Genomic DNA, 26,200 nt, shown 5'->3' on the forward strand with positions numbered 1-26,200 from the left:
CCCTGCATGGTGCAGTTGCACTATCGCGGAGATCGGTTGTCGTAGGAGCTGGATGGCGTACACGACAGGCAAGCGGGCGATGTCCAATGCACAAACACTGAACCGGTTGATCCTGTCCTTGTACCGCGAGGGTCGAGAGGTGACGCTCGGCAGTTTTCGAGGCTGGGCACTGGACCAGATCCAGGGCATGATCGCGTTCGACTCCGCCTGGTGGGGCAACGCGGCGGCGAATCCGCCCGTGCTGCACGACATGTATCTGCACAATTGCGAGCGCGGCATCCTTGACGCCTACGCGGTGCAAATGGAGCAGGACCCGTTTCGTGCGGCGTTGCTCTCCGGTTCCGGCGTCGCCGTCAATCTCAGCGATCTAACGACCCGCGCGCGCTATGTGCGGACGCCGCTCTATCGCGACTTTGCCCGTCACTTCAAGCTGGAGTGTGCGCTTGGCACGTTGCTGATCGAGCCAGCATCGTCGCTCTATGAGTTCCTGATCGTCTGGCGGCACGACTGGCGGCGCCCGTTTTCCGAGGACGAGCGCCAGACCAAGGAACTGCTGATGCCGCATCTGGTGGAGGTACACCGTGCCGTCCGCCTGCGCCATTTCCTGAAGGTCCCGGGTGCTTACAACCGCGAGTGGGCCCTGATTGACGCGCACGGCTTCCTGCGCGAAGCCTCGCCGGCCTTTGTTGCCCGCATCCATAGACACTGGCCTGACTGGAGGGGCAGCGGCCTGCCCGAGGCCCTGGCTGCCTGCGTCGAAGCGGGTGGCGGCTATGCTGCCGCGTCGGTTCGTTTTGATGTCACGCCATGCGGTCCCTTGCGCTATGTCGTCGCAAGAGCCGATGGTGCACTACAGCAATTGTCGCTTCGCGAACGCGAAATCGCCGCCCGCTATGCCCAAGGCGAGACCCATTCGGCGATCGGCGCCGCGCTGTCGTTATCACCGGCAACGGTTCGCAATCACATTGCCCACTGCTTCAAGAAGCTGGGGGTCAGCAACAAGGTCGAACTCGCGTCGCGACTCGAACGAAAAGGGTGAGAGCGGCAAGGTACCTCTTGTCCGGGCGCGCTTGTCTCTCCGGGTTGCGCAGGGAGCCGGCGGTTCGTGCCCCTGGCAGCGTGCAGGCCGCTATTTACCCTTGGGCCCCGGCTGTTCGGCAGGCGTGTTGTAGCCGCTCAGTTCCATGAAACCGACGCCGGTGTGCGAACCGCTGACCTTGACCGCGCCTTCCCAGTAGACGTTGAGCGTGGTCGTTCGGGCATCAAACTGGCTCCAGCGGATCACTGGATCCACCTTCAACTTCAAGCCCTTGGCGGGCACGGAAATCGTCCAGTCCATCGGATAGACGACGCCTGACGAAGGGCTCTTCCAGGTGCCGCGGGAGGTGGCTTCGAAGTCCGCTGCGCCGATCGCGCTGACCGTGCCGTCCTTGGCATGGGTTCCCATACGCAGCACCGGCCCTCCCTGGCGATCAAACAGTTCGAAAATCATGATGTCGGCACCGTCGGCCAGTTGTAGCGCAAACCAGTTCCAGCGCAGTTTCGCCGCCTCGAAGTCGCCCCACTGGTGATCGAACCACACCTCGCCGCGTACTGCCCTGGGCGTGCCGGCAATGGTCAGCGTGCCCTCTGCGGTCATCCGTGGACGCGAGGTGTAATAGCTCATGCCGGCGGCGGCGAAATCGAGCAGACCGGCGACCGGCGTTCCCGGCGCCTGGTGCAGTACGGGTGGCAGGCGGTCGTTGAGCTTCAGATCAAGCGCAAAATCCTTGCCGGCCATCTTCGCTGAGTGGTTGGCACCTTCTCCGCGCATCTGCCAGTCGCCAAAGGTGAAGTCAAAACCGTCGCGCCGACCGGTCGATGGGTTGCCGGCAGTACGTGCCTGCTCGGTGTAGAGTTTTTCGGTCTGATGGTCGAGCAGCGAGCCGTGGAATACGGTATGCGTCAGCGTGCCCTGGCGCAGGAAGGTCGCGAGATGAAATGAGTAACGCTCGCCGGAATCGGTCCGCAGGTGGCCGCTGTAGTACCACCACTCGGTGAGCTTGTCATGCGCGGCATCGTCCGCCGGCAGCTTGACCGCAGGCATCCTGGCGGCGGCGTCTGCCACCGATGCCGAGCGTTCGGTGACAAGCGCCGCAAGTGGCGCCACTGGTGGCTGGTCGGAGCGAAAGAAGAGCAGCCAGGCGACCGCCAGGATCATGATCAGCCAGCCGCAGATCACCAGCCAGCGATAGCGCCGGAACCAGCGCGACGAGCCAGGATGAGCCTTGCCACGGCTGAGACGCCGGGCGCCATAGGTACCAGTCGTTCCATTGTTCATGCCCATAATTCCTCTCGCCTGGATGGCGGCGAATTCCCGTCAGCAGCCGTTGCGGCGATTTCGTGCTCGTCGTCAGTGCCTGCCAGGATGTCAAGCCACGCCAGGGTCGCGTCTTCTACGGCCACGCGCGACGCGAGCGATGAGAAGGTGTGATCGGCGTCAGCCATGTCAATGCGGCGTACCTTGACCGCCTCGATCAGACCTGACCAGGCGAGGTTGGCGCCCGAGAATTCGAGAAATTCCCTGGCTGTATAGTCTTCTCCGCTGAGGATCAGGAGTATTTTCCCGGAAAACTGTTGCCAGCCCTCGGCCATGCGATCCTGAAAGGAGCGTGCCGGCTGCCTGTCGGCCGGACTTCGCCGGTGCGCTACCCGTGCGGTCCGGACCAGGCCGCGAACGGATTTCAGTACTTCCATCCTGCCACTCAGCAACTTCCACCAGAAATCACCTTGTAGCAGACGCTGGCGGTAATAGTGCTTGATCTGTGTCTTCGCCAGGCTGGTCTCGGAGCGAACCCAGGGGTTCAGCAGGACCAGGCCGGCAACCCTCGGGTCACGCGTTGCCTGGACATACAGCAGCGCCGCCGAGGCGGCGTCGCAAAGCCCCCAGAGAACGATGCGACGCAACGATGGGCATGCCAGCTGAAAGGCGTCAAGGGCGGCGCCGATGTCGGCCGAAACTTCTTCAAAGCCGTGCATTTCGCCGCTTGCGTCGCCCATGCCGCGATAGTCGAAGCGCATCGTCGGGTAGCCTTCAGCCGCCAGGCGGCGGGCGAGCAGCAAGAACTGTCGATGACTGCCCACCCGGTATTGCGGGCCGCCAACGACGACCAGCACCCCGCAACCGGCTGACGGGTCCGGCATGACAGCCCGATCCGGGGCACTCGCGCCATTCCCCGGCACTGCCGACGCAGCGCTGCTGCCCATTCGGGCGGGGCCATGCGCGTCCGAGGATGGCCGTGGCAAGGCGACGATGCCCGGCAGGAGATCGCCGGCGCAGGGGAACACTAGGGTTTGCTCGACGACTTTCATGCCGCAACCGTTTCGGACATTGCCATCAGGCTGGCGTCAAGCAGTGCCGGACACTCGCTGATCTCGCTCGTCTGCCAGAACGCCGGACCGTTGACCAGGTTGCTGCGGACGTGCTGGCCGGCCGCTTGCCACTGCGTCAGCCGCGCCAGGGCGGCGGGCGACAGGCTGGCATCCGGCCGGCTGGAGATTTCGATCCATTCGACGCGGCCAGAGCGGTGCGGCAAAAGCAGCTCCGCCTTCTCCAGTCCGGCAGCCAGGGCTGGTGACAGAAGATAGCCGGCGACCTCGACGGACTCCCCCTGCTGCAGTTGCTTGCGCAGCCGCTCCGTCACGCCCTTGCTTTCTCCGCCGAGGATACCGGCGGCCAGCTTCAGCCGCAGGAACTGCTGCAGGAACTGCTTGCCGGAAACCACCGGCTGCCAGAACAGCAGGTTGACCGGACGTCCCATTCGGTTTGCCGCTTCATTCGCCAACAGGCAGCCTGTGCGCTGGCCCCACAACCATAGCGGTGTGGCAGTCTGCTGCTGAAGCCAGTCGCAGGCAAGCTCGACATCCGCCAGCCATGCCTCCCACGTGGCATCGCCGAAGTCGCCGGAACTGTCGCCACAACCCAGCAAATCGATTTGCAGGACGGTGTAGCCGGCGGCCGCCATCGCTCGTGCCTGCAAGGCGGCCATGCGCCTTGACTTGTTCAGCTCTTCGGCAAAGGGCGGCACGTACACCACCGCGCCACAATGCCTGGTGGGCGCTTCGGGACCATGAAGAATCGCGAAGCGCTGGCCTGAAGCGGCTGGCAGGAAGAAGGCTTCAAAGGCCATGGCGAGGGATGGTCAAGCGGCCAGTTTGCCCTGGACGAAGTCGATCAGGGTAGCCAGGGATGCAAATACCGAACCGTCGATTTCATCGTCCTCGACAATAAACCCGAAGCGTTCTTCCAGTGTCGTGATCAGAGCAACCACCGCCATCGAATCGAGTTCGGGTAGTGCACCGAGCAATGGTGTGTTCAACGAAAATCCGCTCGCCCGACCCTTGAGGCTCAACACCTCGTCAAGAACCGCTACCACCTCGTCTTTGATGTCCATGCAATCTCCTGTAGATGGGTTTTCGCCGGCGGCAGCCAGCCAGCAGGCCGCGGGTCGATGCTTCAAGGATGATTATACCGAGGTGAGTCATGGCGCTTTGTGCGATAGGTCACGCTGCCCGCCAGCGCCTGGCCTCGCGGGCAGGAGATTGACCGGCCTTGCCATTCCATGCTTTAGTGCCAAGTGGAGCGTTGTAGCCGCGTTGCTCCGCGCACCTTGTTTACGAGAGGAGACCTACATTGTCGAAAAAGAAAGACAAGAAGAAGTCCGCCACTGCGAAGGCAGAGAGTCTGCTGACGCGGGCGGTTGATCCGATGCAGTTGCTGGAGCAGCGCGTTGTTGTGCTGGAGGCCCAGTTTGCGCAGCTCATACTCAAGGAAGGGCCCGCCGGACCGCAAGGCGAGCGAGGCCCTGCGGGTGCCAAGGGCGAGCGAGGCCCGGTAGGGCCGCAGGGCGAGCCAGGGCCAGCAGGTGCCAAGGGCGAGCGAGGCCCGGCAGGCGCCAAGGGCGATCCTGGTGTGATGGGCCCGCAGGGCCCTCAGGGTCGCGAAGGCGCTGCTGGGCCGCAGGGCGTGCCGGGTGCCAAGGGTGTGGCCGGTCCCAAGGGCCCGCCAGGACCTTCGGGCCCGAAGGGCGAAGCAGCCACCACCGCCTGACGACGGGTTCGCGGCAGGAGTCGCAACGACCGGGTTTTTCATTGCCATCGCCGCGGCGGGTATTCGTGATCGGTCCTCGAGTATCCGTCTGTGCCATCGTGCAACATCACACTATATCCCCGCGCAATCTCCGGCAATGGTCGTTGGTCTGCCGACTTCCTGGCGGCAGCGGTCAAGAGTCTCGCCACTCCCGGTCCTGGGGGCGGCGCAGAACCTGATTCATCCAGACAATCATCGTAGGGACCCTGTGCGCCTTCTCCTCGAAAGGCATATCTCCCGGATTTAAGTACAGTAGACTGCAGTGCTCCGAGAGTGCCAAGCGAAGCGGCACGAATGTTCGTCCCCGCAAGCTAGAGTGCGCCCGCCGGAAGTTGGCGGTTGCTGAGGGAGTCGTGATGATCAGAAAACTGATCTTGCCGGTACGAAAGCTGCTGCGCGGGACGTTGAGGAAGTGGTTCAACCGCCTCCCGGAGGAAAGGCGTTTCGCCGTATACCGTCATCTTGTCGATTGCGATCCAGCCCCCAATGAACGCCTGGTGCTCAAAATCGCCGAGACGCAGGAGGAGCTCGAAGCGTGTTTCACCTTGCTCCACGACGCCTACGTCGCCAGGAACTTCATGCAGCCCGATCCTTCCGGGATGCGGGTGACAATTTATCACGCCTTGCCGACGACCACGACCCTCTGCGCCAAGTATGACGGGGAAGTGGTTGGTACCCTGTCCCTGATCAGAGAGAGCGTTCTGGGCTTTCCGCTGCAGCGGATTTTCGACCTGACGGCACTGCGTGAGAAGCAGGGGAATATTGCCGAGGTATCTGCACTGGCGGTACACCGGCGATTTCGCCGTACCGGCGGAACAATTCTGTTTCCGCTGATGAAATTCATGTACGAGTATTGCACCACCTTCTTTGATACACGGCACCTCGTGATTGCGGTTACTCCCAGCCACGTTGAGATGTACGAATCGCTGCTGTTCTTCAAGCGTCTGACTCCGGATGTCGTCGAGCACTACGATTTCGTCAATGGCACGCCGGCAGTGGGCGCGACGCTGGACCTCAGGACAGCTCCTGAGACCTTCAGGAAACACTATTCATCCAAACCGACAAGGCGAAATCTCCATGCCTTCTTTACCGAGGTCAAGCTGCCCAACATCCAGCTGCCACCACGCCGTTTCTATACCACCAATGACCCGGTGCTGACACCAGAGTTGCTCGATCATTTCTTCAACGTCCGCACCAAGGTTTTCAGCCAGTTGAGTGACCGCAAAAAGCGTCTGTTGCATGCGATCTACGATCTGCCCGCCTACCACGATGTTCTGCCGGCAGTGTCCGACGGCAATCAGGATCAGGCGGTTCACAGGCGTCACCGGCGCTTTTCTGTCAGATGTCCGGCCAGATTTTCTGTCGTGGCGCCCGATGGAACGGAAGGCAACCTCAGCCTCGACATTATCCAGCTTTCGTGCTATGGGTTTCAGGCGCACGCACCGATTCCTGTTCCAATCAATCGTTGGGGTGAAGTGACGATTCAACTTGGGCCCGCTGAAGTGTCGCGAATCAGGGTCGCGGCGTGCAGGCAAGCGGGCTCTGGATTCTACGGGTTTCTCCTGGGTGAACCGGACCTGATCTGGCGGAAATTCGTCAACGCGTTGTACAGCGGCAGCACCCATGCCGACCTGGAAGACGCGACGCGCTTGATGATCGACCGGCCAGGGGCAGCAGTCGGTGTTGCTCTCTGAGCTGCAGCGCGGGCGCTAGGGCGACGCGAAATCAGCCCCGTGCTTCCTGTCTGTGTTCTCGCTTGCTGCCTGCAGTCGTCGTCGGTAGTGCGCAGGTGCCATGCCGGTCCATCTCAGGAAGGCACGGTAGAAGGCAGCGGTGTCGGCAAAGCCGAGTTCGGCGGCAATCGCTGTCAATGCCTGCCGGGTCTTGGCGAGTCGGTTGATCGCCAGGTCGCGGCGCAAGGCATCCTTGATTGCCTGAAAGCTCGATCCCTCTTCCTTCAGCCGGCGATGCAGGGTGCGTGGCGATAAATGCAAAGCGCTGGCCACGTCACCCAGCGAGCCCGACGCCGGCAGCGCATCGCGCAGCGCGTTGCGTACGCGCAGAACCATTTCTCGATCACGACGGTACAAGGTTGTCAGCTTGCCCGGTGCACCATCAAGGAAGGCCTGAAGCGCGGCTTCATCGCGACGGATCGGCAGGTCGAGGAGGTTGGCAGCGAAAATGGCGCTCAGCGTTTCGGCGTCAAAGGTCGAGTGCGCCGTATAGATCAGTGCATAATCCTCGGCATGCGCCGGACGGGGGTAGGGGAAAGCGACCGATTCGAGAACGATGCTGCGCCCGACAAGCCAGGAAAGCAGTCCATGCAACAAACGCAGCAACCATTCGAAGGCGAAGACACGCCCGATTTTGAGCGGGCGGGTTTCCCTGATGCACAGGCAGGCCTGCTCGTCATTGCTGGCGAGACGAACGGCGAGGTCGGGCAGGACCAGGCGCAGAAAGCCGACGCTGCGTCTGATGGCCTCGGCCAGCGTCGGCGCAGTAATGACGCTGCGACAAAGGAACTCGAAGGCGCCGGCTCGGATCGGCACCGAAAACAGGCCAAAGCCTTCATCGTCCAGTTCGCGGTTGATCAGATTGTAGAGTTCGGCATAGCGGTCGACCGGAATGCGGGCGGTCGGGTCGCGCAGGACCTGGGGGGCGATGCGCGCGCGTTCAAGGAGCAGATCGGCGTCACGGCCTGCGTGGCGGAGACCTGCCAGCATTCCCTGAACAAAGGCAATGGCCACTGTGGCGCGCGCCGGTGGCGGTGGTGCGCTGGCGGTGGCTGAGGCATCTTTGGCAGTCTTCTCATGGTATGTCATTGGCTTCTCGCAAGGCGGTGTATTGACACGATATTCCAACTTGGCAATATTTACATTCTCGGCGGCGTATTGGGTAATGGCTTTATTGGCGTCAACTTCCTAACATGTCTGTCCCGGTACAATTCCTCGTAACCAAGACATTTACGATTTTCGTGGAGCGTGAACGACATGACTGACCTTTCCATCGCCAAGAAGCTTCTGCCCTACAAACCCAAGCACAAGGTGCGCTTTGTCACCGCTGCTTCGTTGTTCGACGGGCATGACGCGTCAATCAACATCATGCGTCGCATTCTCCAGTCGACCGGTGCCGAGGTCATTCACCTTGGCCACAACCGCTCCGTGCAGGAGATTGTGAACGCCGCGCTGCAGGAGGATGTGCAGGGAATTGCCATTACCTCGTACCAGGGTGGGCACGTCGAGTTCTTCAAGTACATGATCGATCTGTTGAAGGCTGGAGGTGGCGAGAACATCCAGGTTTTCGGCGGTGGTGGCGGGGTGATCGTCCCCAGCGAGATCGAAGAACTGCACGCCTATGGCGTCACACGAGTCTACTCACCGGAAGACGGCCAGTCGATGGGGTTGCAGGGAATGATCAACGAGGTCGTGGCGAAGTCCGATTTCGACCTTTCGGCACTGGCTCCTCAGGATCCGGACGCCGCGCTTGCCACCCTGAAAGCCGCTGACGGTCGCAAACTGGCGCAGATCATCACTGCGCTGGAGAACGGTGCCTGCCCCGAGGCGCTGCGCAAGAAACTCATCCACGCCGCCGCCGGGCTCAAGGTGCCGACACTCGGCATCACCGGTACCGGCGGTGCCGGCAAGTCGTCGCTGACCGACGAACTGGTACGGCGCTTTCGGCTTGATCAGGGCGACACCCTCCGGTTGGCGATCATCTCGATCGATCCGTCACGCAAGCGCACCGGAGGGGCACTGCTCGGTGACCGCATCCGGATGAACGCGATTGAGCATCCAAACATCTATATGCGCTCACTGGCGACGCGGGAAACGGGTTCCGAGGTGTCTGCCGCGTTGCCCGAAGTGATCGCTGCCTGCAAGCTGGCCGGTTTTGACCTGGTAATCGTCGAGACCTCCGGTATCGGCCAGGGCAATGCTGCCATCGTGCCACTGGTCGATGTCTCTCTCTACGTCATGACGCCCGAGTTTGGCGCGGCTTCGCAGCTGGAGAAGATCGACATGCTCGACTTCGCCGATTTTGTCGCGATCAACAAGTTTGACCGCAAGGGTGCCGAGGATGCGCTGCGCGATGTGCGCAAGCAGTATCAGCGCAACCATGAGGCGTTCAATCAGAGCCCGGAGGAAATGCCGGTTTTTGGCACCATGGCGGCCCGTTTCAACGACGACGGCGTGACTGCCCTGTACCAGGCGGCGGCGGCCAAATTGCACGCCTTTGGTCTGAAGCTGAAGAGGGGCAAGCTGCCGCTGGTTGGTGTCCGGCAGTCGTCGAACCAGCGGGCGATCGTTCCGGCACAGCGTGTGCGCTACCTGGCCGAAATTGCCGAATCGGTCCGCAGCTATCATGCCCATACCGCCGAGCAGGCGGAGATCGCTCGCCAGCGGCAGTCCCTGAGAATTGCCAAGGCTTTGTTTGACGCCTGCGGCAAGTCGGTAGCCGACTTCGATGAGCTGATCACCTGGAAGGAGGGGCAACTCGACGCGAGGGCAAAGAAGCTGCTCGACATGTGGCCGAAGACCGTCGAGCTTTACGCTCAGGACGAGTACGTGGTCAAGATTCGCGACAAGGAGATTCGCACCCGGCTGACCAGCACTTCGCTCTCCGGGTCGCGCATCCGCAAGGTATCGCTGCCAACCTACACGGACGACGGCGAAGTGCTGCGCTTCCTGATGAAGGAGAATATTCCCGGTTCCTTTCCTTTTACCGCCGGGGTATTTGCCTTCAAGCGCGAGAACGAGGATCCGACCCGCATGTTCGCCGGGGAAGGCGACGCCTTCCGTACCAACCGGCGGTTCAAGAAGGTATCCGAAGGCATGCCCGCCAAGCGGCTGTCGACCGCCTTCGATTCGGTCACGCTCTACGGCTGTGATCCCGATGCCAGGCCAGACATTTACGGCAAGGTCGGGAACTCCGGCGTGTCGATCGCGACGCTCGACGACATGAAAGTTCTGTTCGATGGTTTCGAGCTGTGTGCACCGACAACGTCGGTCTCGCTGACTATCAACGGTCCGGCACCGATCATTTTGTCAATGTTCTTCAATGCCGCGATCGACCAGCAGATCGAGAAGTTCCGTACCGATAACGGTCGGGAGCCGACCGAAGACGAGATGCAGAAGATCCGTGGCTGGGTGCTGGCCAATGTTCGCGGCACCGTTCAGGCGGACATTCTCAAGGAGGATCAGGGGCAGAATACCTGCATCTTCTCGACCGAGTTTGCCCTCAAGATGATGGGCGACATCCAGGAATTCTTCGTTCATAACCAGATCGGAAACTTTTACTCGGTGTCAATTTCCGGCTATCACATCGCCGAAGCCGGTGCCAATCCGATCTCGCAACTGGCCTTTACGCTGGCCAATGGATTCACCTATGTCGAAACCTATCTGGCGCGCGGCATGCACATCGACGATTTCGCGCCCAACCTGTCGTTCTTCTTCAGCAACGGCATGGATCCCGAGTATTCGGTGATTGGCCGGGTTGCACGCCGCATCTGGGCGGTCGCGATGAAGAACAAATACGGCGGCAACGAGCGCAGCCAGAAGTTGAAGTATCATATCCAGACTTCCGGTCGCTCGCTGCACGCGCAGGAGATGGCGTTCAACGACATTCGTACAACGTTGCAGGCGCTGATTGCCATCTACGACAACTGCAACTCGCTGCACACCAACGCCTACGACGAAGCGATCACCACACCGACCGAGGAATCGGTCCGCAGGGCGATGGCCATCCAGTTGATCATCAACCGCGAGTGGGGCCTGGCGATGAACGAGAACCCGAATCAGGGTTCATTCATCATCGATGAATTGACTGATCTGGTCGAAGAAGCCGTATTGAAGGAGTTCGAGGCCATTGCTTCGCGCGGCGGTGTCCTGGGGGCCATGGAAACCGGCTACCAGCGCGGCAAGATCCAGGAGGAATCGCTCTATTATGAGCACAAGAAGCATGACGGTTCGTTCCCGATCGTCGGAGTGAATACCTTCCGCAACCCGAAGGGCGACGCCCAGATCGAAATTGAACTCGCGCGTTCAACAGAAGAGGAAAAACAGTCGCAACTGCTGCGCCTGCGCGACTTCCAGAGCCGCAACGCGGCCGCTTCCGGCGCCATGATCGAGGCGTTGAAACAGGTAGTGATCGACAACGGTAATGTCTTTGCCGTCCTCATGGATGCTGTTCGCGTCTGCTCGCTCGGGCAGATTACCGGCGCATTGTATGAGGTCGGTGGCCAGTACCGCCGCAGCATGTAGGTACCCGGGGCCGGCCCCGCACGCGTGCCACCCTGTCGTCCGGGCCAGGACTGACAGGGTTTTCGGTTACCCTCGGATGATCATCCAGCGCCGGGGCTGTTTTCCACCAGGAAGGGAGGATGCATGCATGTCTGATATTTACCAGCGGATTTACGATCGCAAGCGGATGGCCGCAGCCGAGGCCATGAGCCTGATCGAGAACGGCGATTTCATTTGCGTTCCTACGGGTGTCGGCGAACCGCCGACACTGCTGACCGCGCTGTCCGAGCAGCGGCGGAATTTTCACGGCGTGACGGTCGGGCAGATTCTGCCGCTGCGCAAGTACGCCTATATCGATCCCGAGACGGTAGACCATGTTCGTCACCTTGCCTTCTTCTTTGGCGGGGCGACGCGGCCGGGCGGGAATGAAGGCTGGATCGACTATCTGCCGAGCTACTTTTCCGAGATGCCGTCGCTGATCCGAAACCGGCAACTGCGGGTCGACGCGGTCTTTTCGATGGCATCGCCGATGGACGAGCACGGCTTTTTCGCGCTCAGTCTGGCTACCGACTACACGATGGCTGCCGTGAGCATGGCCCGGGCCGTGATTCTCGAGGTCAATCCGAACGTGCCCTTCACCAATGGCAATTGTCACGTGCACATCTCGCAGGTGGCTGGTCTGGTCGAAAGCGAGGAGCCGATACTGGAGGTCAGCCTGCCAAAGATCGGCGCGGTGCAGCAGGCCATCGGCGAATACGTGACCGATATCATCGACGATGGTTCGACGCTGCAGATCGGCTTTGGCGCCATTCCCGACGCGGTGGTCATGCAACTCACACACAAGCATGATCTGGGCATCCATACCGAGATGATCGGCGATGGCATCCTCAAACTGCTCGAGTGCGGCGCGGTGACCAATCGCAAGAAGACCTATCTGCCAGGCAAGATGGTGGCAACGTTTGCCCTGGGTTCGCAGAAGCTCTACCGTTTCATGCATCGCAACCCGATGCTGGAAATGCATCCGGTCGATTACACGAACGACCCCTTTCTTGCTGCGCGCAATGACAAGATGGTATCGATCAACGCAACGCTGCAGATCGATCTGCTCGGGCAGTGCTGTTCCGAGAGCTTTGGCCCACAACCGTACTCCGGCACTGGCGGACAGGTCGATTTTGTGCGGGCAGCCAACCGCTCACGCGACGGCAAGGCTTTCATCGTTTTGCCTTCGACGGCGAAGGGCGATAGCATCTCCCGCATCGTGCCGGGCCTGACCCCGGGCGCACATGTCACCACCAGCAAGAATGACGTCAACTACGTGGTGACTGAATACGGCCTTGCCCAGTTGCGTGGGAAAACCGCCAGGCAACGCGCCCTGGCGTTGATCGGTATTGCCCATCCCGATTTTCGCGGCGAACTCACTGAAGCCGCGCGCCAGCTGAAGCTGCTATAGAACCGCGTGCAAGGTACACAAGAGAGAAGGAGGGCACGCTTCTAGCGCGCCTGCTGAGCATGCCTCGGATGCAGTCCGTGTGCATCGCGCGCCAAGTGGTTGCCGCAGTCGCCTGCTGTTGCAAGTTTCGCTTGATTGGTACAGCATCCCCGGTTGGTAGTGAACAATGGAGGGATTGAAATGATTGCAGCGCTACGTCGACTCAGTCTGATGAACCGGCTGTCCCTGACGGCAGTCCTGGCCCTGCTGGCCATGTTGCTGATTGTCTGGGAGAGCCTGTGGTCGCTGCATGGCCGGCTTTATGACGACCGACAGATCAAGACCCGCCACCTGGTGGAAGCCGTGGTCGGCGTCCTTGACCATTATCACGGACTGCAGAAGGCGGGCACGCTGACCGAGGACGAAGCCAGACAGCAGGGGATCGCGGCGGTCAAGCACCTGCGCTACGAGAAGACCGAGTATTTCTGGATCAACGACCTCGGCAAGCCGGTACCCAGGATGGTGATGCACCCGACGGTCCCGGCTCTCGATGGCAAAGTGCTCGATGAGGCCCGCTTCAACAAGGCGATCTCGCTGCAGGCCGGGCTCAACGGCGAGAAAGTCAGCGTTGATGGCAAGAATCTGTTCGTCAGTTTCAACGAGGTGGTTGGACAGGCGGGCGAAGGCTATGTCGAGTACCTATGGCCCAAACCGCTGGCCGGCGGCGGTGTGACCAGCGAGCTCTTCACCAAGCTTTCTTACGTCAAGACGTTTGCACCCTGGGGCTGGGTCGTTGGTTCCGGGATCTACATCGACGACGTGGACCGGATCTTCATCGACGAGGCAAAGTACAGCGTGTTGCTTGCCGTTGGCGCGACCTGCCTGCTGCTGCTGGCGGGCTGGATGGTCAGGAAGAGCATCGTCAGCGAGTTCGGCGGCGAGCCGCGCGTGGCGCTGGGAGCGACCAGCAAGATCGCCGAGGGTGACCTGACGCACGAGATTCCGCTGCAGGCGGGTGACAAGGGAAGCGTGCTGTTTGTTTTGGCACACATGCAGAGCAACCTCAAGGAGATGCTGCGCGCCATCTTCAACAACGCCAGCAAGGTGCAGGCGAGCATCGAGCGCCTGTCTGCCGAATCAAACGAGATCAACCTTGCCACCCAGGTACAGGCCGGTGCGGTCAGGCACACCCGTTCGGCGATCAGCGACGTTTCGACAAGTGTTGAAGTGGTCAACGGACTCGTCCATGCGACCGAAGACGGTGCGCATGAAGTTGCGCGGCGCGCCCACGACGGCGCCGCGGTTGCCGCCAAGGTGGCCGTTGAAATGCAGGCCATTGCTGATACGGTCTCGGCCTCCTCGGACCAGGTTTCCCGGCTGGTGGCAAGCACCAGCGAAATTGGCCAGATGGCCAGGGTGATCAAGGAGATTGCTGATCAGACCAACCTGCTGGCACTGAACGCAGCGATCGAAGCCGCCCGCGCCGGCGAACAGGGGCGTGGCTTTGCCGTGGTCGCCGACGAGGTGCGCAAGCTCGCCGAACGAACGAGCAAGGCGACGAGCGAGATCGGCGGCATCCTGCAGGGTATCCGGAGCGATACCGAGAGTGCGGTTGAAGGCATGAAGGCCGCAGCGCCGGTGATCGCCAGCGGTGTCACGCAGGCCAACTCCGCGGCCGATACCCTGCATGCCATCGAGGAACAGGCGCAGGAGACTCTCCAGAAGATGCAGGCACTGTCGCAGGCCACGCGAGACCAGACTCGGCGTATCGAAGACATCGTCAGCAATGTTGATGAGGTGATGAATGCCTCGGGACAGACAGAGAGTGTGATCAGGCAGTCGCTGCAGTCGGCGGCTGAACTTGAACAGGCGTCCAGCGAAATGTTCTCGATGGTGCAGCGCTTCAAGATTGGCGGTACCAGCGACAGCGGCAGCAGCAGTCTACGCGGTCCCCACGGCAATCAACCCGCAGTGAAACCGCTGATGGAGTGGTCAACTGCTCTGGCCGTCGGACATGCCGAGATCGACCGCCAGCACCAGGTGCTGATCGAGATTGCCAACCGCTTGAACGGCGCGATGCGCTCGGGAGCAGGCCGCGCCGCCTGCGGTTCGATCCTGGACGAACTTGTCAACTACACGATCAACCATTTTGGCTTCGAAGAGAAGCTGATGAACAAACACCAGTACGCCGACCGCGAGGCGCATCTGGCGGCGCATCGCAAGTTGATCGAGGAGGTGTCGAAGTTCAAGCGGCAGTACGAAGCCGGCGGAACGATCTCGATCGAGTTGATGGGCTTTATCCGCGATTGGCTGGTGAACCACTTCCTCAAGGTCGACCGCGCGCTGGCGCGCGATCTGGCGAGCCGAGGGCTGACCTGAGTCGCGGCGGACGGGTACCGCTGTCTGTCTGTCAGCTGGCGTCGAGACTACGGGATTCGGGAAGCAAAAACCTGCCTTGCACGACATGAGTGACCTTGCCCATCAGCGGCGCCGCCGCAAGCTGGCCCTGGCGATGGTTGTTGCGGCGTACGTATTGTCCTTCTTCCAGCGTTTTGCGCCGGCCGGTATCGCTCAGGATCTGATCGCGGCATTCAATACGACGGCGTCGTCGTTGGGCGTGCTGGCGGCCACCTACTTCTACGTCTATACGGTCATGCAGGTGCCGACCGGTATTCTCGTCGATACGCTGGGGCCCCGCCTGATTCTCCTGCTCGGCGGGCTGGTGGGAGGTATCGGGAGCCTGCTGTTCGGTCTGGCTCTCAGTCTTGATCTGGCGCTGCTTGGGCGAACGCTGATCGGGCTTGGCGTTTCGGTGACTTTCATTGCCATGCTCAAGATCATTGCCTTGTCCTTTGATGAGCGTCGCTTTGCCAGCCTGGTCGGCATCAGCATGCTGGTCGGCAACCTCGGCTCGGTGCTGGCCGGAGCGCCTTTGTCCTGGCTGGCGCAGGTCGCCGGCTGGCGAGGCGTTTTCGTTGGCCTGGCCGTCGTTTCGCTGCTGCTCGGCGTCGGCTGCTGGTGGCTGCTGGGCGAGTCCGGGGGCGGGAAGGGCAGGTCGTTGTCGGCGAGCAGCGCCGACAAACCACGCTTCGATCGCACCGCGGTCCTCGCCGGCCTTTTGCTGGTGCTCAGAAATCGTGACACCTGGCCAGTTGCCTGTGTCAATTTCGGCATCTGCGGCAGCTTTTTTGCGTTCGCCGGTCTGTGGGCAACCCCTTTCCTGACCCAGGTGCACAGCATGACCCGAGCCGTTGCTGCCAACCACGTGAGTCTCTATTTTGCCGGCTTCGCGCTCGGCTGTGCCTTTGTGGGCACCCTCTCCGATCGCCTCGGCCGGCGCAAGCCGGTGCTGGTTGCGAGCAGTCACCTGTACGCCTTGATCTGGCTTGTCTGGCTGTCGGGTAGCGCGCTACCCCTGGGTCTGAGCTATGCACTGTTCGCGCTGATGGGGCTGGTCACCGCCAGTTTCACGCTTACCTGGGCCTGCGCCAAGGAGGTCAATCCGCCCCTCCTTTCTGGCATGTCGACCAGCGTCACCAATATGGGCGGCTTTCTGGCAGCCGCCATCCTGCAGCCAATGGTTGGCTGGGTCATGGATTGGACTTGGCAGGGTGGCCTGACCGAGAGCGGGGCACGCTTCTACACGCCGGACGACTTTCACGCGGGCTTGCTACTGCTTGCCGGGACGGCGGCCCTTGGGGCGCTGGCTTCGTGGCGGATACGGGAAACGGGTTGCCGGAATATCTGGCAGCAGCCCGTCTGATTGTCCCGTACAAACCCCCTGGACTTGCACGTGGCTGCCGGAAGGACTGGCTACGTCAGCTCTTCCCGTACTGAAGCTGCCGGAACCCGACAGTCAACGCCTTTCATAAATCAGTTCGACGCGTCGCATGCTGCGACGGCAGGCTTCGCTATCGCACTTGAGTTTGCTGCTTTGCTCGCTGCCGACCGGCAGGCGCCGAATCTGGCTTCTCGCCACACCCAGCGAGCGGAGCCGCTCGCTGACTGCCTCGGTGCGCCTGTCGGCTACAGCAAGGTTGTAGGCGGAACTGCCCAGGTTGTCCGTATGACCCACCAGAACGACGACGAGTTGCGTATCCTCCTTTAGTTTCAGGGCGTTCTGACGAAGAACTTCAGCTCCCTGGCTGTCGATCGTTGCATCGCTCGAAGCGAAATAGACCGTCCGGCTTTCCTCTTCATCTGCGAAAGGCGTCGGTTTGGCCGCGCCCTGCCTACCGGAATAGGCCGCAGTTCGTGCGGGCTGGGTCGCAGCCGCTTTGCCGGAATCGCTTGCTCGAGACGGCTTCTCGACCGTCGTGCAAGCCGATAAAGCAAACGCGATCGCAAGACAGAAGCAGGATGGATAACCGGCAAACTTGGCAAACGGCATTGGCGATGCCCCAGGAGGTCGAAACGCGAGTCTTGATTTTCATTAGTTTAGCAATGATTTTTGCGTCACAGGGTGCTGGCGACGTAGTGCTGGGTGGTTGTCGGCGAAATCGACAGATCGCCCAGGCATACGGTGGGTGGTTGTACCTTGTCGCCAGCCGGCCAAACCGTCATGCATCGCTGCCTGCTGACCCTGGGTTCGAGGGATTCGCAATGGGCAATGGCGCGGGGCTGACCAGTCGTCGCGCCTGCGCCACGATACTCGGGACGTTGATACCGAAGAACTCGTACAGATCGGCAGCCGGTGCTGATTCGCCAAAGCGGTCGATACCGATTACGGCCCCACTGGGCCCGACATACTTCCACCACAAATCAGGATGGCCGGCCTCGATCGCGATTGTCGGGATCGTCGTGGGCAGCACCTGCTGGCGGTAGGGTAGCGGCTGCAGGTCAAATTGTCGCGTGCACGGCATGGCGACGACGCGGGCGGCAATCCCTTCCTGCCCGAGTACCACCTGGGCGTCCAGCGCCAGGCTGAGCTCGGAACCGGTAGCGACCAGCACGACCTGCGGGGTTGCCGCCTCGGCTTCGCGCAGGATATAGCCCCCACGCCTGATGCTGGCGACCTGTTCGGCTGTACGCGGCAGTGCCGGCAGGTTCTGCCGCGAAAGCAGGAAGCACGAGGGGCCATCCTGCCGTTCCAGGGCGGCGGCCCAGGCGATTGCAGTCTCCACCGCATCAGCCGGGCGCCAGACGTCGAGTCCAGGAATCAGCCGCAGCGAGGCCGCATGTTCTATGGGCTGGTGCGTTGGGCCATCCTCGCCGAGACCGATCGAATCGTGCGTGTAGACCATCAGTTGCCGCAGTTTCATCAGCGCTGCCAGACGAATGGCGTTGCGCGCGTAGTCCGAGAAGACGAGGAACGTTGCCGTGTAGGGAATGAGACCACCGTGCAGAGCGATGCCGTTGGCGATGGCGGTCATACCGAATTCACGCACGCCGTAGTGGATGTAGTTGCCGCCGGCGTCCCGATTGGCCGGGCGGGTACCGCTCCAGTTGGTGAGGTTTGAGCCAGTCAGGTCGGCCGACCCACCGAGCAGTTCGGGCAGGATCGGGGCGAGCGCCTCGATGACGTTCTGCGAAGCTTTGCGCGTGGCGACGGCGCCGGTCTGCCTTGCCCATTGGTCGACGAGATTTGCTACCCGATCTTGCCAATTGGCTGGCATCTCGCCGCGCATCCGTCGTTCAAACTCCGCGGCGAGATCTGGATAGGCTGCACGGTAGCAAGCGAAACTCGCGTCCCAGGCGTATTCGGCGGCTTCACCTTTCGCGCGGGCGTCCCACGCGGTACGAACGTCGTCCGGAATTTCGAAGGCGGCGAACGGCCATTCGAGTTGACGACGGGTGTTGGCGATTTCGCTGGTGCCGAGCGGCGCTCCGTGTACGTCGTGCGTTCCACCCTTGTTCGGGGATCCGAAACCAATCATCGTCTTGCAGCAGATCAGGGTCGGCCGCCCGGTCAGGGTCTTGGCAACCCGGATCGCAGCCTCGATCGAGCCCGCATCGTGGCCGTCACAGTGCGGCACCACGCGCCAGCCGTAAGCCTCGAAGCGCTTCGGTGTGTCGTCGGCAAACCATGGCTGGACGTGGCCGTCGATCGAGATGTCATTGTCGTCATAGAAGACGATCAGCTTCGCCAGCGAAAGACGCCCGGCCAGCGAGCATGCCTCATGCGAAACGCCTTCCATCAGACAGCCGTCGCCGACAAAGGCGTAGGTGAAATGGTCGACGATCTTGTGCTCCTCTCGATTGAAGGTCTCGGCCAGCAGCCGTTCGGCCAGCGCCATGCCCACTGCATTGGCGAGACCCTGCCCGAGCGGGCCGGTCGTCGTTTCGATACCCGGAGTCAGGCCGAATTCGGGGTGTCCCGGGGTCTTCGAGTGGAGTTGCCGAAAGCGCTTCAGTTCGTCGGTGGGCAGATCGTAGCCGGACAGGTGCAGCAGCGCATAGATCAGCATCGACCCATGCCCGTTCGACAGAACAAAGCGGTCGCGGTCAAACCAATGGGGATTGGCCGGATTGTGCTTCAAATGGTGACGCCAGAGGACCTCGGCAATGTCTGCCATACCCATCGGCATGCCCGGGTGGCCGGAGTTTGCCGCCTGGACGGCATCGATGGCGAGGAATCGCAGCGCATTGGCGCAGCGACGGCGAAACTTGCGGGATTCGGTCGGCAAGTCAATCTCCTTCAATCCGTGCTTGGGAACCGCGTCGGTCAACGACCTCGGCCTTGACTTCAGCGCGCGCGGCGCTTCTTGTCCATCAACTGCATGATCATCGGTGTGAAAATGATCTGCATCGCCAGACCCATCTTGCCACCGGGGCAGACAATGATGTTTGGTCGCGACATGAACGAGTCATGCAACATGCTCAGAAGGTAGGCAAAGTCGATGCCCTTGGGATTGGCGAAGCGGATTACCAGCATGCTTTCGTCCTGCGATGGAATATCCTGGGCGATGAAGGGGTTGGAGGTGTCGACCGTTGGCACGCGCTGGAAATTGACGTGCGTCCTGGAAAACTGCGGGCAGATGTAGTGGGTGTAGTCAGGCATTCGCCGCAGGATGGTATCCATCACCGCCTCGGTCGAGTAGCCACGCTGTCCCTTGTCACGATGGAGTTTCTGGATCCATTCGAGGTTGATGATCGGCACCACGCCAATGCACAGATCGACGTAGCGGCCGACATCGACGGTGTCCGTCGCCACAGCGCCATGCAAACCTTCATAGAACAGCAGGTCAGTCCCCGCAGGCAGGTCGGTCCATTCGGTGAAGGTGCCCGGTGCCGAGCCATAAAGCTTGGCCTCGGCTTCATCGTGCACGTAGTGGCGCCGCTTGCCGCAACCGCTTTCCCCGTATTCGCGGAACAGTCCTTCCAATTCGGAGAGCAGGTTGGCCTCGGGTCCGAAGTGGCTGAAATGGTGATCCCCGGCAAGACTCTTCTCAGCCATTGTGTCGCGCATTGCCGAGCGATCGTAGCGATGGAAGCTGTCGCCCTCGATGATTGCGGCGTCGAGATTCTCCCGCCGGAAGATGTGCTGAAATGCTCGCGTGACCGACGTCGTGCCGGCCCCGGAAGAGCCGGTGATTGCGATAACTGGGTTCTTGATCGACATGGGTTGTACCTCCGTGGCTTGATGGTGAGTTTCCGGTCCGGCGCATAGCGAGACTCAATCGTCCCTGAACAGCGTTCGTGTCGAGAAGAGCGGCGACCTGAAGGGCTGGTCTTCACCGGTTTCGTGCTCACGGTGATAGCGTTCAATGCGCTCGACCTCGTCGCGCGAGCCGAGAATCACCGGCACCCGCTGGTGCAGACTGGTAGGCTGCACATCGAGGATGCGCTCGCTGCCAGTTGAAGCCAGGCCGCCGGCCTGGCCAACGATCATCGCCATCGGATTGGCTTCATACATCAGTCGCAAACGCCCGGGTTTTGACATGTCCTTGCTGTCACGCGGATACATGAAGACGCCACCGCGCATCAGGATGCGATGAACTTCCGCGACCATTGACGCCACCCAGCGCATGTTGAAGTCCTTGCCTCGAACACCGGGCTTGCCCGCCAGACACTCGGCGACGTATCGCTGCACGGGCGCCTCCCAAAAGCGCTCGTTGGAAGCGTTGATCGCAAACTCGCGGGTTTCTGGCGAAATGGACAGGTTCGGGTGTGTCAGCAGGAACTCGCCGATATCACGATCGAGCGTGAAACCATAAACGCCGCTGCCAACGGTCAGGACGAGCATCGTCGACGGGCCGTAAAGGGCGTAGCCGGCGGCGACCTGGCGGCTGCCTGGTTGCAGGAAATCAGCCGCGCTGATCGCGCGCCCAGTACAATTTTCCGGGCAGAGCAAGATGGAAAAGATACTGCCAACCGAAAGGTTGACGTCGATATTCGACGACCCGTCGAGTGGGTCGAAAACCAGCAGATACCTGCCGCGGGGATTCTCGGACGGAATCGGGTAGATGTCGTCCATTTCTTCCGACGCCATTGCGGCCAGGTGACCACCCCATTCACAATGGTGAATGAAGGCTTGGTTGGCGAGGACGTCGAGCTTCTTCTGTGCTTCCCCCTGCACGTTCTCGCTGCCCTCGTCGCCCAGCACTCCGGCCAGCGCGCCACGCGAAACGCCCTGCGCAATCGCTTTGCAGGACCGAACGACGTCGCTGAGAAGCATCGAGAAGTCGCCGACCAGCGCCGGATTGCGGCGCTGCTCCTCGATCAGAAATTTATTGACGTTGGTGCGTCCGCATAGCATGGCGAGACTCCGGGAGATGAAATTCGTGTCAGTCTGGGGATTGGTCAGATTCTAGCGGCCTGATTCAAAAACGCTAGTTAAACGTATTGTTCATTTAGTTTAATAAAAGGTAACTGATGAGAAACGCTACCATCCGCCAGCTCCAGATCTTCTCGGTGGCCGCTGGCCATCTCTCGTTTGCCCGCGCGGCCGAAAACCTGCATCTGACGCACGCGGCCATCTCGCTGCAGATCAAGCAGCTGGAGGAGGTCAGCGGCACCCTGCTGTTCGAACGGATTGGCAAGCGCGTCTTTCTGACCGAGGCCGGCGAGATCCTGCTGAACCATGCGCGACAGATCCTGCAATCTCTGAAGGAGGCGGACGAGGCGCTGCTGGCGCTGAAGGGCCTGAAGGGCGGACGAATTGCGGTCGCGGTAGCCAGTACTGCCGAGTACTTTGCGCCGGGTTTGCTGGCCGAGTTTCGCAAGACCCACCCTGACGTACGGATCCGGTTAGTGATTGACAATCGCGATACGGTGAGTCGCCTGCTCGCCGGCAACGAGGTCGACCTGGCCATCATGGGCCGTCCACCGGCGGAACTCGACGCAGTGGCCGTTGCTTTTGCACCCCACCCGCTGGTCATCGTCGCCAGTGTCGAGCATCCGCTGACCAGGCCTTCGAGCGTTGCCGTCGAGGACCTTGCCGGCGAAACGTTGATCGTGCGCGAATCGGGTTCGGGGACGCGTTCGGCGATGGAGGAGTTCTTTCGCGAGCACTCGATCAAGCCGCGGGTCGGCATGGAAATGGGCAGCAACGAAGCGATCAAGCAAGCTGTCGTGGCCGGGCTCGGCATCAGCTTCATTTCCCAGCACACGCTGGGACTGGAGCTGCGCGCTGGACGTCTGAGCATTTTGAGGGTCGAAGGAACGCCCGTCATGCGCCGATGGCACATCGTTCGTCACAGGAGCAAGTACCTGACCCCTGCACTGGCCGCCTTCTGGGACTTCATTCTCGAATCGGCTCCCGCTTACCTCAAAAAGCTGGTGTGACTCATGCGGCCCGGAATTGTCTGGCTTGCTGACCCGGGCATTTGATCGGTATCAGGCAAAACCGGTTTGCAAGGGATCCGGGGTGGCAACGCGCGGCGTCGGTGGGCGATGGACTGGGAACACGATCCTGGCGACGCAGCCGGGGTACTCGCTACTCCCTACGTCCCGGTTGTTCCGACGCAGGCTGGCTGCGGCCTGATGGACTTCGGCGATCTCGCGAACGATGGCCAGTCCCAGGCCACTGCCCTCGCCGTCTGTCCCATCGACCCGGTAAAAGCGGTCGAAGACCCTTTGCGACTCCTCATCGGCAATCCCGGGTCCGCTGTCCTCGATTTCCAGCACAGCAAAGTCACCTTGTGCCACCACCCGGGCCGTGACCGATCCGTCGGCTGGTGTGTAGCGCAGCGCGTTGTCTAGCAGGTTGTTGATCATTTCGCGCAGGAGAAAGGCGTTGCCCAGGATGAGCACGCTACCTGCCGCCTCATAACCCAGATCGATGCGCTTTTCGAGAGCCTGAACAACCCAGGTCTCAACCACTTCCCGTAACAGGTGATCGAGGTCCAGCGGGACGAAGGTCTGCTGCGAGTATTCGCTCGCCTCGGCACGCGCCAGAGCCAGTAATTGATCGACCAGATGCGACGCCCGATCGGCACCGTTGAGGATCTGCCGGAGGGCGTGGCGCAGTTCTGCCGGGTCGGTTTCGCGCATTGCCAGCTGGGCCTGCGTCTTCAGGCCGGTCAGCGGCGTTCGCATCTGATGCGCCGCATCGGCTATGAAACGCCGTTGCGCAGTCACGTTGTGCTGCATTCTGGCCAGCATGGAATTGAATGCTTCGGTCAGCGGTCGCAGTTCCTCTGGCACTCGGCGAACGGCAATCGGCGACAGATCAGCTTCGCGCCGCGCTTCAATACGGTCGCGCAACCGCGTCAGCGGCCGCAGTCCCTGCGACAGGCCGAACCAGACCAGGACGACAGCCAACGGAATGATGACGAACTGCGGCAGGATGACGCTGGCGATGATCTTGTTCGCCAGTTGGGAGCGTTTTTCAGTTGTTTCACCCACCTCGATCAGAACAAGACGCTCGTGGGGCGCGCCCGCTTCAAGCAGATGGATGTAGGCGACGCGAAGGGTCTGTCCGCGGTACTCGTCGTCACGGAAAAGCACCTCGCCGTGCTCATTCTGCAAGAGTTCTTCGGGGTTCTTCGGCGCCGGCAATTCCGGGTCGCCGGCAATCAGCCTGCCGTCGCGGTCAAGCAGATGGAAGTAGACGTTGTCGATCTCGTCGGAGCGCAGGAAAGCCTTCGCCAGGCCCGGTAGCGCGAGCTGCGGGTGACCGTCGACGAAGCTGATCTGGCGCGATATCGCCGCCACGTGTTCGCGCAAGGACTGGTCATACGGGAAGCTGGCGACACTGTTGGCGAAGTAGTGCGTAAACGCAATGCTGATCGGCCACACGAAGAGGAGTGGCGCCAGCATCCAGTCGAGAATCTCGCCAAACAGCGAGCGCTGAACGTCAGGGTTTTCTCTCTTCCGCAGGTTTCTCAAGACAGTAGCCAAGCCCGCGCACGGTGATGATGTTCACGCCGGTCGATTCCAGCTTCTTCCGCAAGCGGTGGATATAGACCTCGATCGCATTGTGGCTGACTTCCTCCCCCCAACCGCAGAGGTGATCGACCAGCTGGTCCTTGCTGACCAGGCGCTTCGCCCGCGACAGGAGAATCTCGAGCAGGCCAAGTTCACGTGCCGAAAGGTCGAGCATTTCACCATTCACCAGTGCGCAGCGGTCGGTCTGATCGAAAGTCAGCGATCCGCACTCGATGAGATGTGAGGTGCCTGACGAACGGCGGCTCAGTGCTCGCACGCGGGCTTCAAGTTCGACCAGCTCAAAGGGCTTGGCCATGTAGTCGTCGGCGCCGAGGTCAAGCCCCTTGACCCGATCTTCGATCCCGTCAAGAGCCGTCAGGATCAACACCGGCGTGCCTGACTTGCGGGCTCGCAGGCGGCGCAGGACGTCGAGTCCGGGTAGTCTGGGCAGGCCGAGATCAAGAATCAGCAGATCATAGTTGTTCGTCATTAACGCCGTGTCGGCGTCGATGCCGTTGTAAGCGCAATCGATTGCGTAGCCACCCTGGCGCAGTGATCGGGACAGGCCATCGGCAATGATTCGGTCGTCTTCAGCAAGGAGGATGCGCATGGCTTGAAATATCTTGTCTCGCGGGCGTAAGGTCTCTGTAAGTCACCGACCCTAATCTACGCACGCTGTTCTCCTTTTATGGTCCTGGGGGTTCCGGCTTCGGCCAGAACCCGGGGAGTGCCTGAATACTGCACCGGGCACTCCCCGCCATTTTTTGGAACATACGGCATCGGCGCACAGTGGTCGCCTGGCCGCTCCTGGGGCACGGGGCCTCTTGCTGGTCTGTGGAGTTTAACAAAAAAATGCTGTCTGGCCAGCCGTTCAGCAACGTTTGCTTTATCGCCTTGCCGACAGCACGGCCTCCACCAGCCTGACCCAGTAAGCCACGCCAAGCGGCAGGATATCGTCGTTGAAGTCGTAATGTGGATTGTGCAGGGTGCAGCCGCCCGTCCCCGGGCCATTGCCCAGCCACACGTAGCAGCCCGGTTTCTCGCGCAGCATGTAGGCGAAGTCTTCCGCACCCATTGACGGCAGTTCATTCTGGCGCACCTTGTCAGGCCCCAGCAATTGGCTGGCGACGGACCGGCAGATTGCGGTCTCCGTCGCGCTGTTGACGGTTGCCGGATAGCGATGATCGAATCGCACCGAAATCTGTGCGCCGAAGGCGCTGGCGATGCCGCTACACAGTCGCTCAACGGCGTGTTCGACCCGATCCTGGGTTTCGGCATTGAAGCTGCGGATGGTGCCCCGGAGAACGGCGTCGTCTGGGATGATGTTCCACGCTTCACCGGCGTGGATTTGGGTCACGCTGACGACCGCGGATTCGCATGGGTGGATGTTGCGGGCAACGACGGTCTGCAGCGCCAGCACCAGCTGACTGGCTGCAACCAGTGTATCGATACCCTGGTGCGGCATCGCCGCATGACAACCGTGCCCCCGGACTGCAATCTCGAAAGTGCAGGTGCCGGCCATTACCGGCCCCGGCATCACCGCCATTTCTCCGACCGGGATGCCCGGCCAGTTGTGCAGGCCAAACACCGCGTCCATCGGGAATTTCTCGAACAAGCCATCGGTGATCATCACCGCCGCACCTCCCTCGGACTCTTCGGCAGGCTGGAAGATGAAGTAAACAGTTCCGCCAAAGTCCAGCTCGTGCCGGTGCTCGGCCAGGTAGCGTGCGGCGCCGAGCAGGATTGCGGTGTGCCCGTCGTGACCACAGGCATGCATGCGCCCCTCGTTTCTCGAACGGTGCGGAAAGTCGTTCTTTTCGTGCAAAGGCAGCGCATCCATGTCGGCACGAAGCCCGATGGCACGAGAACTGTCGCCTTTGCGCAGGATTCCGACGACGCCAGTCCTGGCCAGACCACGGTCGACTTCGAGGCCGCATCTGGCGAGCTCGCAAGCCACCACTTCGGCGGTCCGCACCTCGCTGAACGCCAGTTCCGGGTGAGCGTGAATATCGTGCCGAATGGCTGCGAGTTCGGCAAGAAAGGGAATGTTCAGAGGTGTCATGAGCCCTGCCTGATAACCTGGGATGTTCAGTTTAT

At 61.2% G+C, this 26,200-nt stretch carries 20 protein-coding genes; 8 read left to right on the plus strand and 12 right to left on the minus strand.

Annotation, left to right across the window (positions count from 1 at the left end):
- Positions 1–52 precede the first annotated feature (52 nt).
- Complete coding sequence (locus V5B44_RS22475; RefSeq protein ID WP_332361272.1) at positions 53–1,039, plus strand: helix-turn-helix transcriptional regulator; 987 nt, start codon at positions 53–55, stop codon at positions 1,037–1,039.
- A 90-nt stretch (positions 1,040–1,129) separates the two neighbouring features.
- Here the strand turns inward: V5B44_RS22475 and V5B44_RS22480 are convergent, their stop codons facing one another.
- Genes V5B44_RS22480 through V5B44_RS22495 form a run of 4 tightly spaced genes read right to left on the minus strand, consistent with a single transcriptional unit; the run spans position 1,130 to position 4,433 of the window.
- Positions 1,130–2,320 (minus strand): lipocalin family protein, encoded by a 1,191-nt coding sequence (locus V5B44_RS22480; protein ID WP_332361273.1) that lies wholly within the window; start codon positions 2,318–2,320, stop codon positions 1,130–1,132.
- Entirely contained in the window at positions 2,317–3,351 is a 1,035-nt protein-coding gene (locus V5B44_RS22485) for a hydrolase 1, exosortase A system-associated (protein ID WP_332361274.1), read from the minus strand. The genes V5B44_RS22480 and V5B44_RS22485 overlap by 4 nt, the downstream gene beginning before the upstream one ends.
- Positions 3,348–4,169 carry a hydrolase 2, exosortase A system-associated gene (locus tag V5B44_RS22490; protein WP_332361275.1) on the minus strand — a complete coding sequence of 274 codons (822 nt, stop codon included), beginning with the start codon at positions 4,167–4,169 and terminating at the stop codon, positions 3,348–3,350. Before V5B44_RS22490 ends, V5B44_RS22485 begins: the two co-directional genes overlap by 4 nt.
- Positions 4,170–4,181: 12 nt before the next feature.
- A complete protein-coding gene (locus V5B44_RS22495; protein ID WP_332361276.1) occupies positions 4,182–4,433 on the minus strand; it encodes an acyl carrier protein in 252 nt (83 codons plus the stop codon).
- A gap of 239 nt (positions 4,434–4,672) precedes the next feature.
- Between V5B44_RS22495 and V5B44_RS22500 the strand changes: the two genes are divergently transcribed.
- On the plus strand, positions 4,673–5,089 hold the full coding sequence (locus V5B44_RS22500) for a hypothetical protein (protein WP_332361277.1): 417 nt from the start codon (positions 4,673–4,675) through the stop codon (positions 5,087–5,089).
- Positions 5,090–5,484: 395 nt separating this feature from the next.
- Positions 5,485–6,822 carry a GNAT family N-acetyltransferase gene (locus tag V5B44_RS22505; RefSeq protein WP_332361278.1) on the plus strand — a complete coding sequence of 446 codons (1,338 nt, stop codon included), beginning with the start codon at positions 5,485–5,487 and terminating at the stop codon, positions 6,820–6,822.
- 15 nt (positions 6,823–6,837) lie between these two features.
- Here V5B44_RS22505 and V5B44_RS22510 read toward each other — a convergent pair whose 3' ends face one another.
- Positions 6,838–7,950, minus strand: a complete 1,113-nt coding sequence (locus tag V5B44_RS22510) for an AraC family transcriptional regulator (RefSeq protein ID WP_332361279.1) — start codon at positions 7,948–7,950, stop codon at positions 6,838–6,840.
- 168 nt (positions 7,951–8,118) lie between these two features.
- On the opposite strand from V5B44_RS22510, the gene icmF reads away from it, so the two are divergent.
- The 4 genes from icmF (at position 8,119) to V5B44_RS22530 (ending at position 16,556) form a co-directional block, all read left to right on the plus strand.
- The gene (icmF, locus tag V5B44_RS22515) at positions 8,119–11,385 is read left to right on the plus strand and encodes a fused isobutyryl-CoA mutase/GTPase IcmF (protein WP_332361280.1); all 3,267 of its coding nucleotides are present in this window, start codon (positions 8,119–8,121) and stop codon (positions 11,383–11,385) included.
- A 127-nt stretch (positions 11,386–11,512) separates the two neighbouring features.
- Complete coding sequence (locus V5B44_RS22520) at positions 11,513–12,814, plus strand: acetyl-CoA hydrolase/transferase family protein (RefSeq protein ID WP_332361281.1); 1,302 nt, start codon at positions 11,513–11,515, stop codon at positions 12,812–12,814.
- 180 nt (positions 12,815–12,994) lie between these two features.
- Entirely contained in the window at positions 12,995–15,172 is a 2,178-nt protein-coding gene (locus V5B44_RS22525) for a bacteriohemerythrin (RefSeq protein WP_332361282.1), read from the plus strand.
- Positions 15,173–15,257: 85 nt separating this feature from the next.
- The gene (locus V5B44_RS22530) at positions 15,258–16,556 is read left to right on the plus strand and encodes an MFS transporter (RefSeq protein ID WP_332361328.1); all 1,299 of its coding nucleotides are present in this window, start codon (positions 15,258–15,260) and stop codon (positions 16,554–16,556) included.
- A 93-nt stretch (positions 16,557–16,649) separates the two neighbouring features.
- On the opposite strand, the gene V5B44_RS22535 is transcribed toward V5B44_RS22530, so the two are convergent.
- From V5B44_RS22535 to V5B44_RS22550, 4 genes are all read right to left on the minus strand, one after another.
- On the minus strand, positions 16,650–17,183 hold the full coding sequence (locus V5B44_RS22535; protein ID WP_332361283.1) for an OmpA family protein: 534 nt from the start codon (positions 17,181–17,183) through the stop codon (positions 16,650–16,652).
- Positions 17,184–17,352: 169 nt separating this feature from the next.
- A complete protein-coding gene (tkt, locus tag V5B44_RS22540; RefSeq protein ID WP_332361284.1) occupies positions 17,353–19,419 on the minus strand; it encodes a transketolase in 2,067 nt (688 codons plus the stop codon).
- Positions 19,420–19,478: 59 nt separating this feature from the next.
- Positions 19,479–20,354 carry a phosphoribulokinase gene (locus V5B44_RS22545; RefSeq protein WP_332361285.1) on the minus strand — a complete coding sequence of 292 codons (876 nt, stop codon included), beginning with the start codon at positions 20,352–20,354 and terminating at the stop codon, positions 19,479–19,481.
- A 54-nt stretch (positions 20,355–20,408) separates the two neighbouring features.
- On the minus strand, positions 20,409–21,491 hold the full coding sequence (locus V5B44_RS22550; protein ID WP_332361286.1) for a class 1 fructose-bisphosphatase: 1,083 nt from the start codon (positions 21,489–21,491) through the stop codon (positions 20,409–20,411).
- Positions 21,492–21,607: 116 nt separating this feature from the next.
- Here V5B44_RS22550 and V5B44_RS22555 point away from each other — a divergent pair, with 116 nt between their 5' ends.
- Entirely contained in the window at positions 21,608–22,519 is a 912-nt protein-coding gene (locus V5B44_RS22555; protein WP_332361287.1) for a LysR substrate-binding domain-containing protein, read from the plus strand.
- A gap of 51 nt (positions 22,520–22,570) precedes the next feature.
- Here the strand turns inward: V5B44_RS22555 and V5B44_RS22560 are convergent, their stop codons facing one another.
- From V5B44_RS22560 to V5B44_RS22570, 3 genes are all read right to left on the minus strand, one after another.
- Positions 22,571–24,064 (minus strand): sensor histidine kinase N-terminal domain-containing protein, encoded by a 1,494-nt coding sequence (locus V5B44_RS22560; protein ID WP_332361288.1) that lies wholly within the window; start codon positions 24,062–24,064, stop codon positions 22,571–22,573.
- Positions 24,033–24,713 (minus strand): response regulator transcription factor, encoded by a 681-nt coding sequence (locus V5B44_RS22565; protein ID WP_332361289.1) that lies wholly within the window; start codon positions 24,711–24,713, stop codon positions 24,033–24,035. Before V5B44_RS22565 ends, V5B44_RS22560 begins: the two co-directional genes overlap by 32 nt.
- A gap of 276 nt (positions 24,714–24,989) precedes the next feature.
- Entirely contained in the window at positions 24,990–26,165 is a 1,176-nt protein-coding gene (locus V5B44_RS22570; protein ID WP_332361290.1) for a M20 aminoacylase family protein, read from the minus strand.
- Positions 26,166–26,200 lie beyond the last annotated feature (35 nt).

The sequence above is a fragment of the Candidatus Accumulibacter necessarius genome (assembly GCF_036625085.1).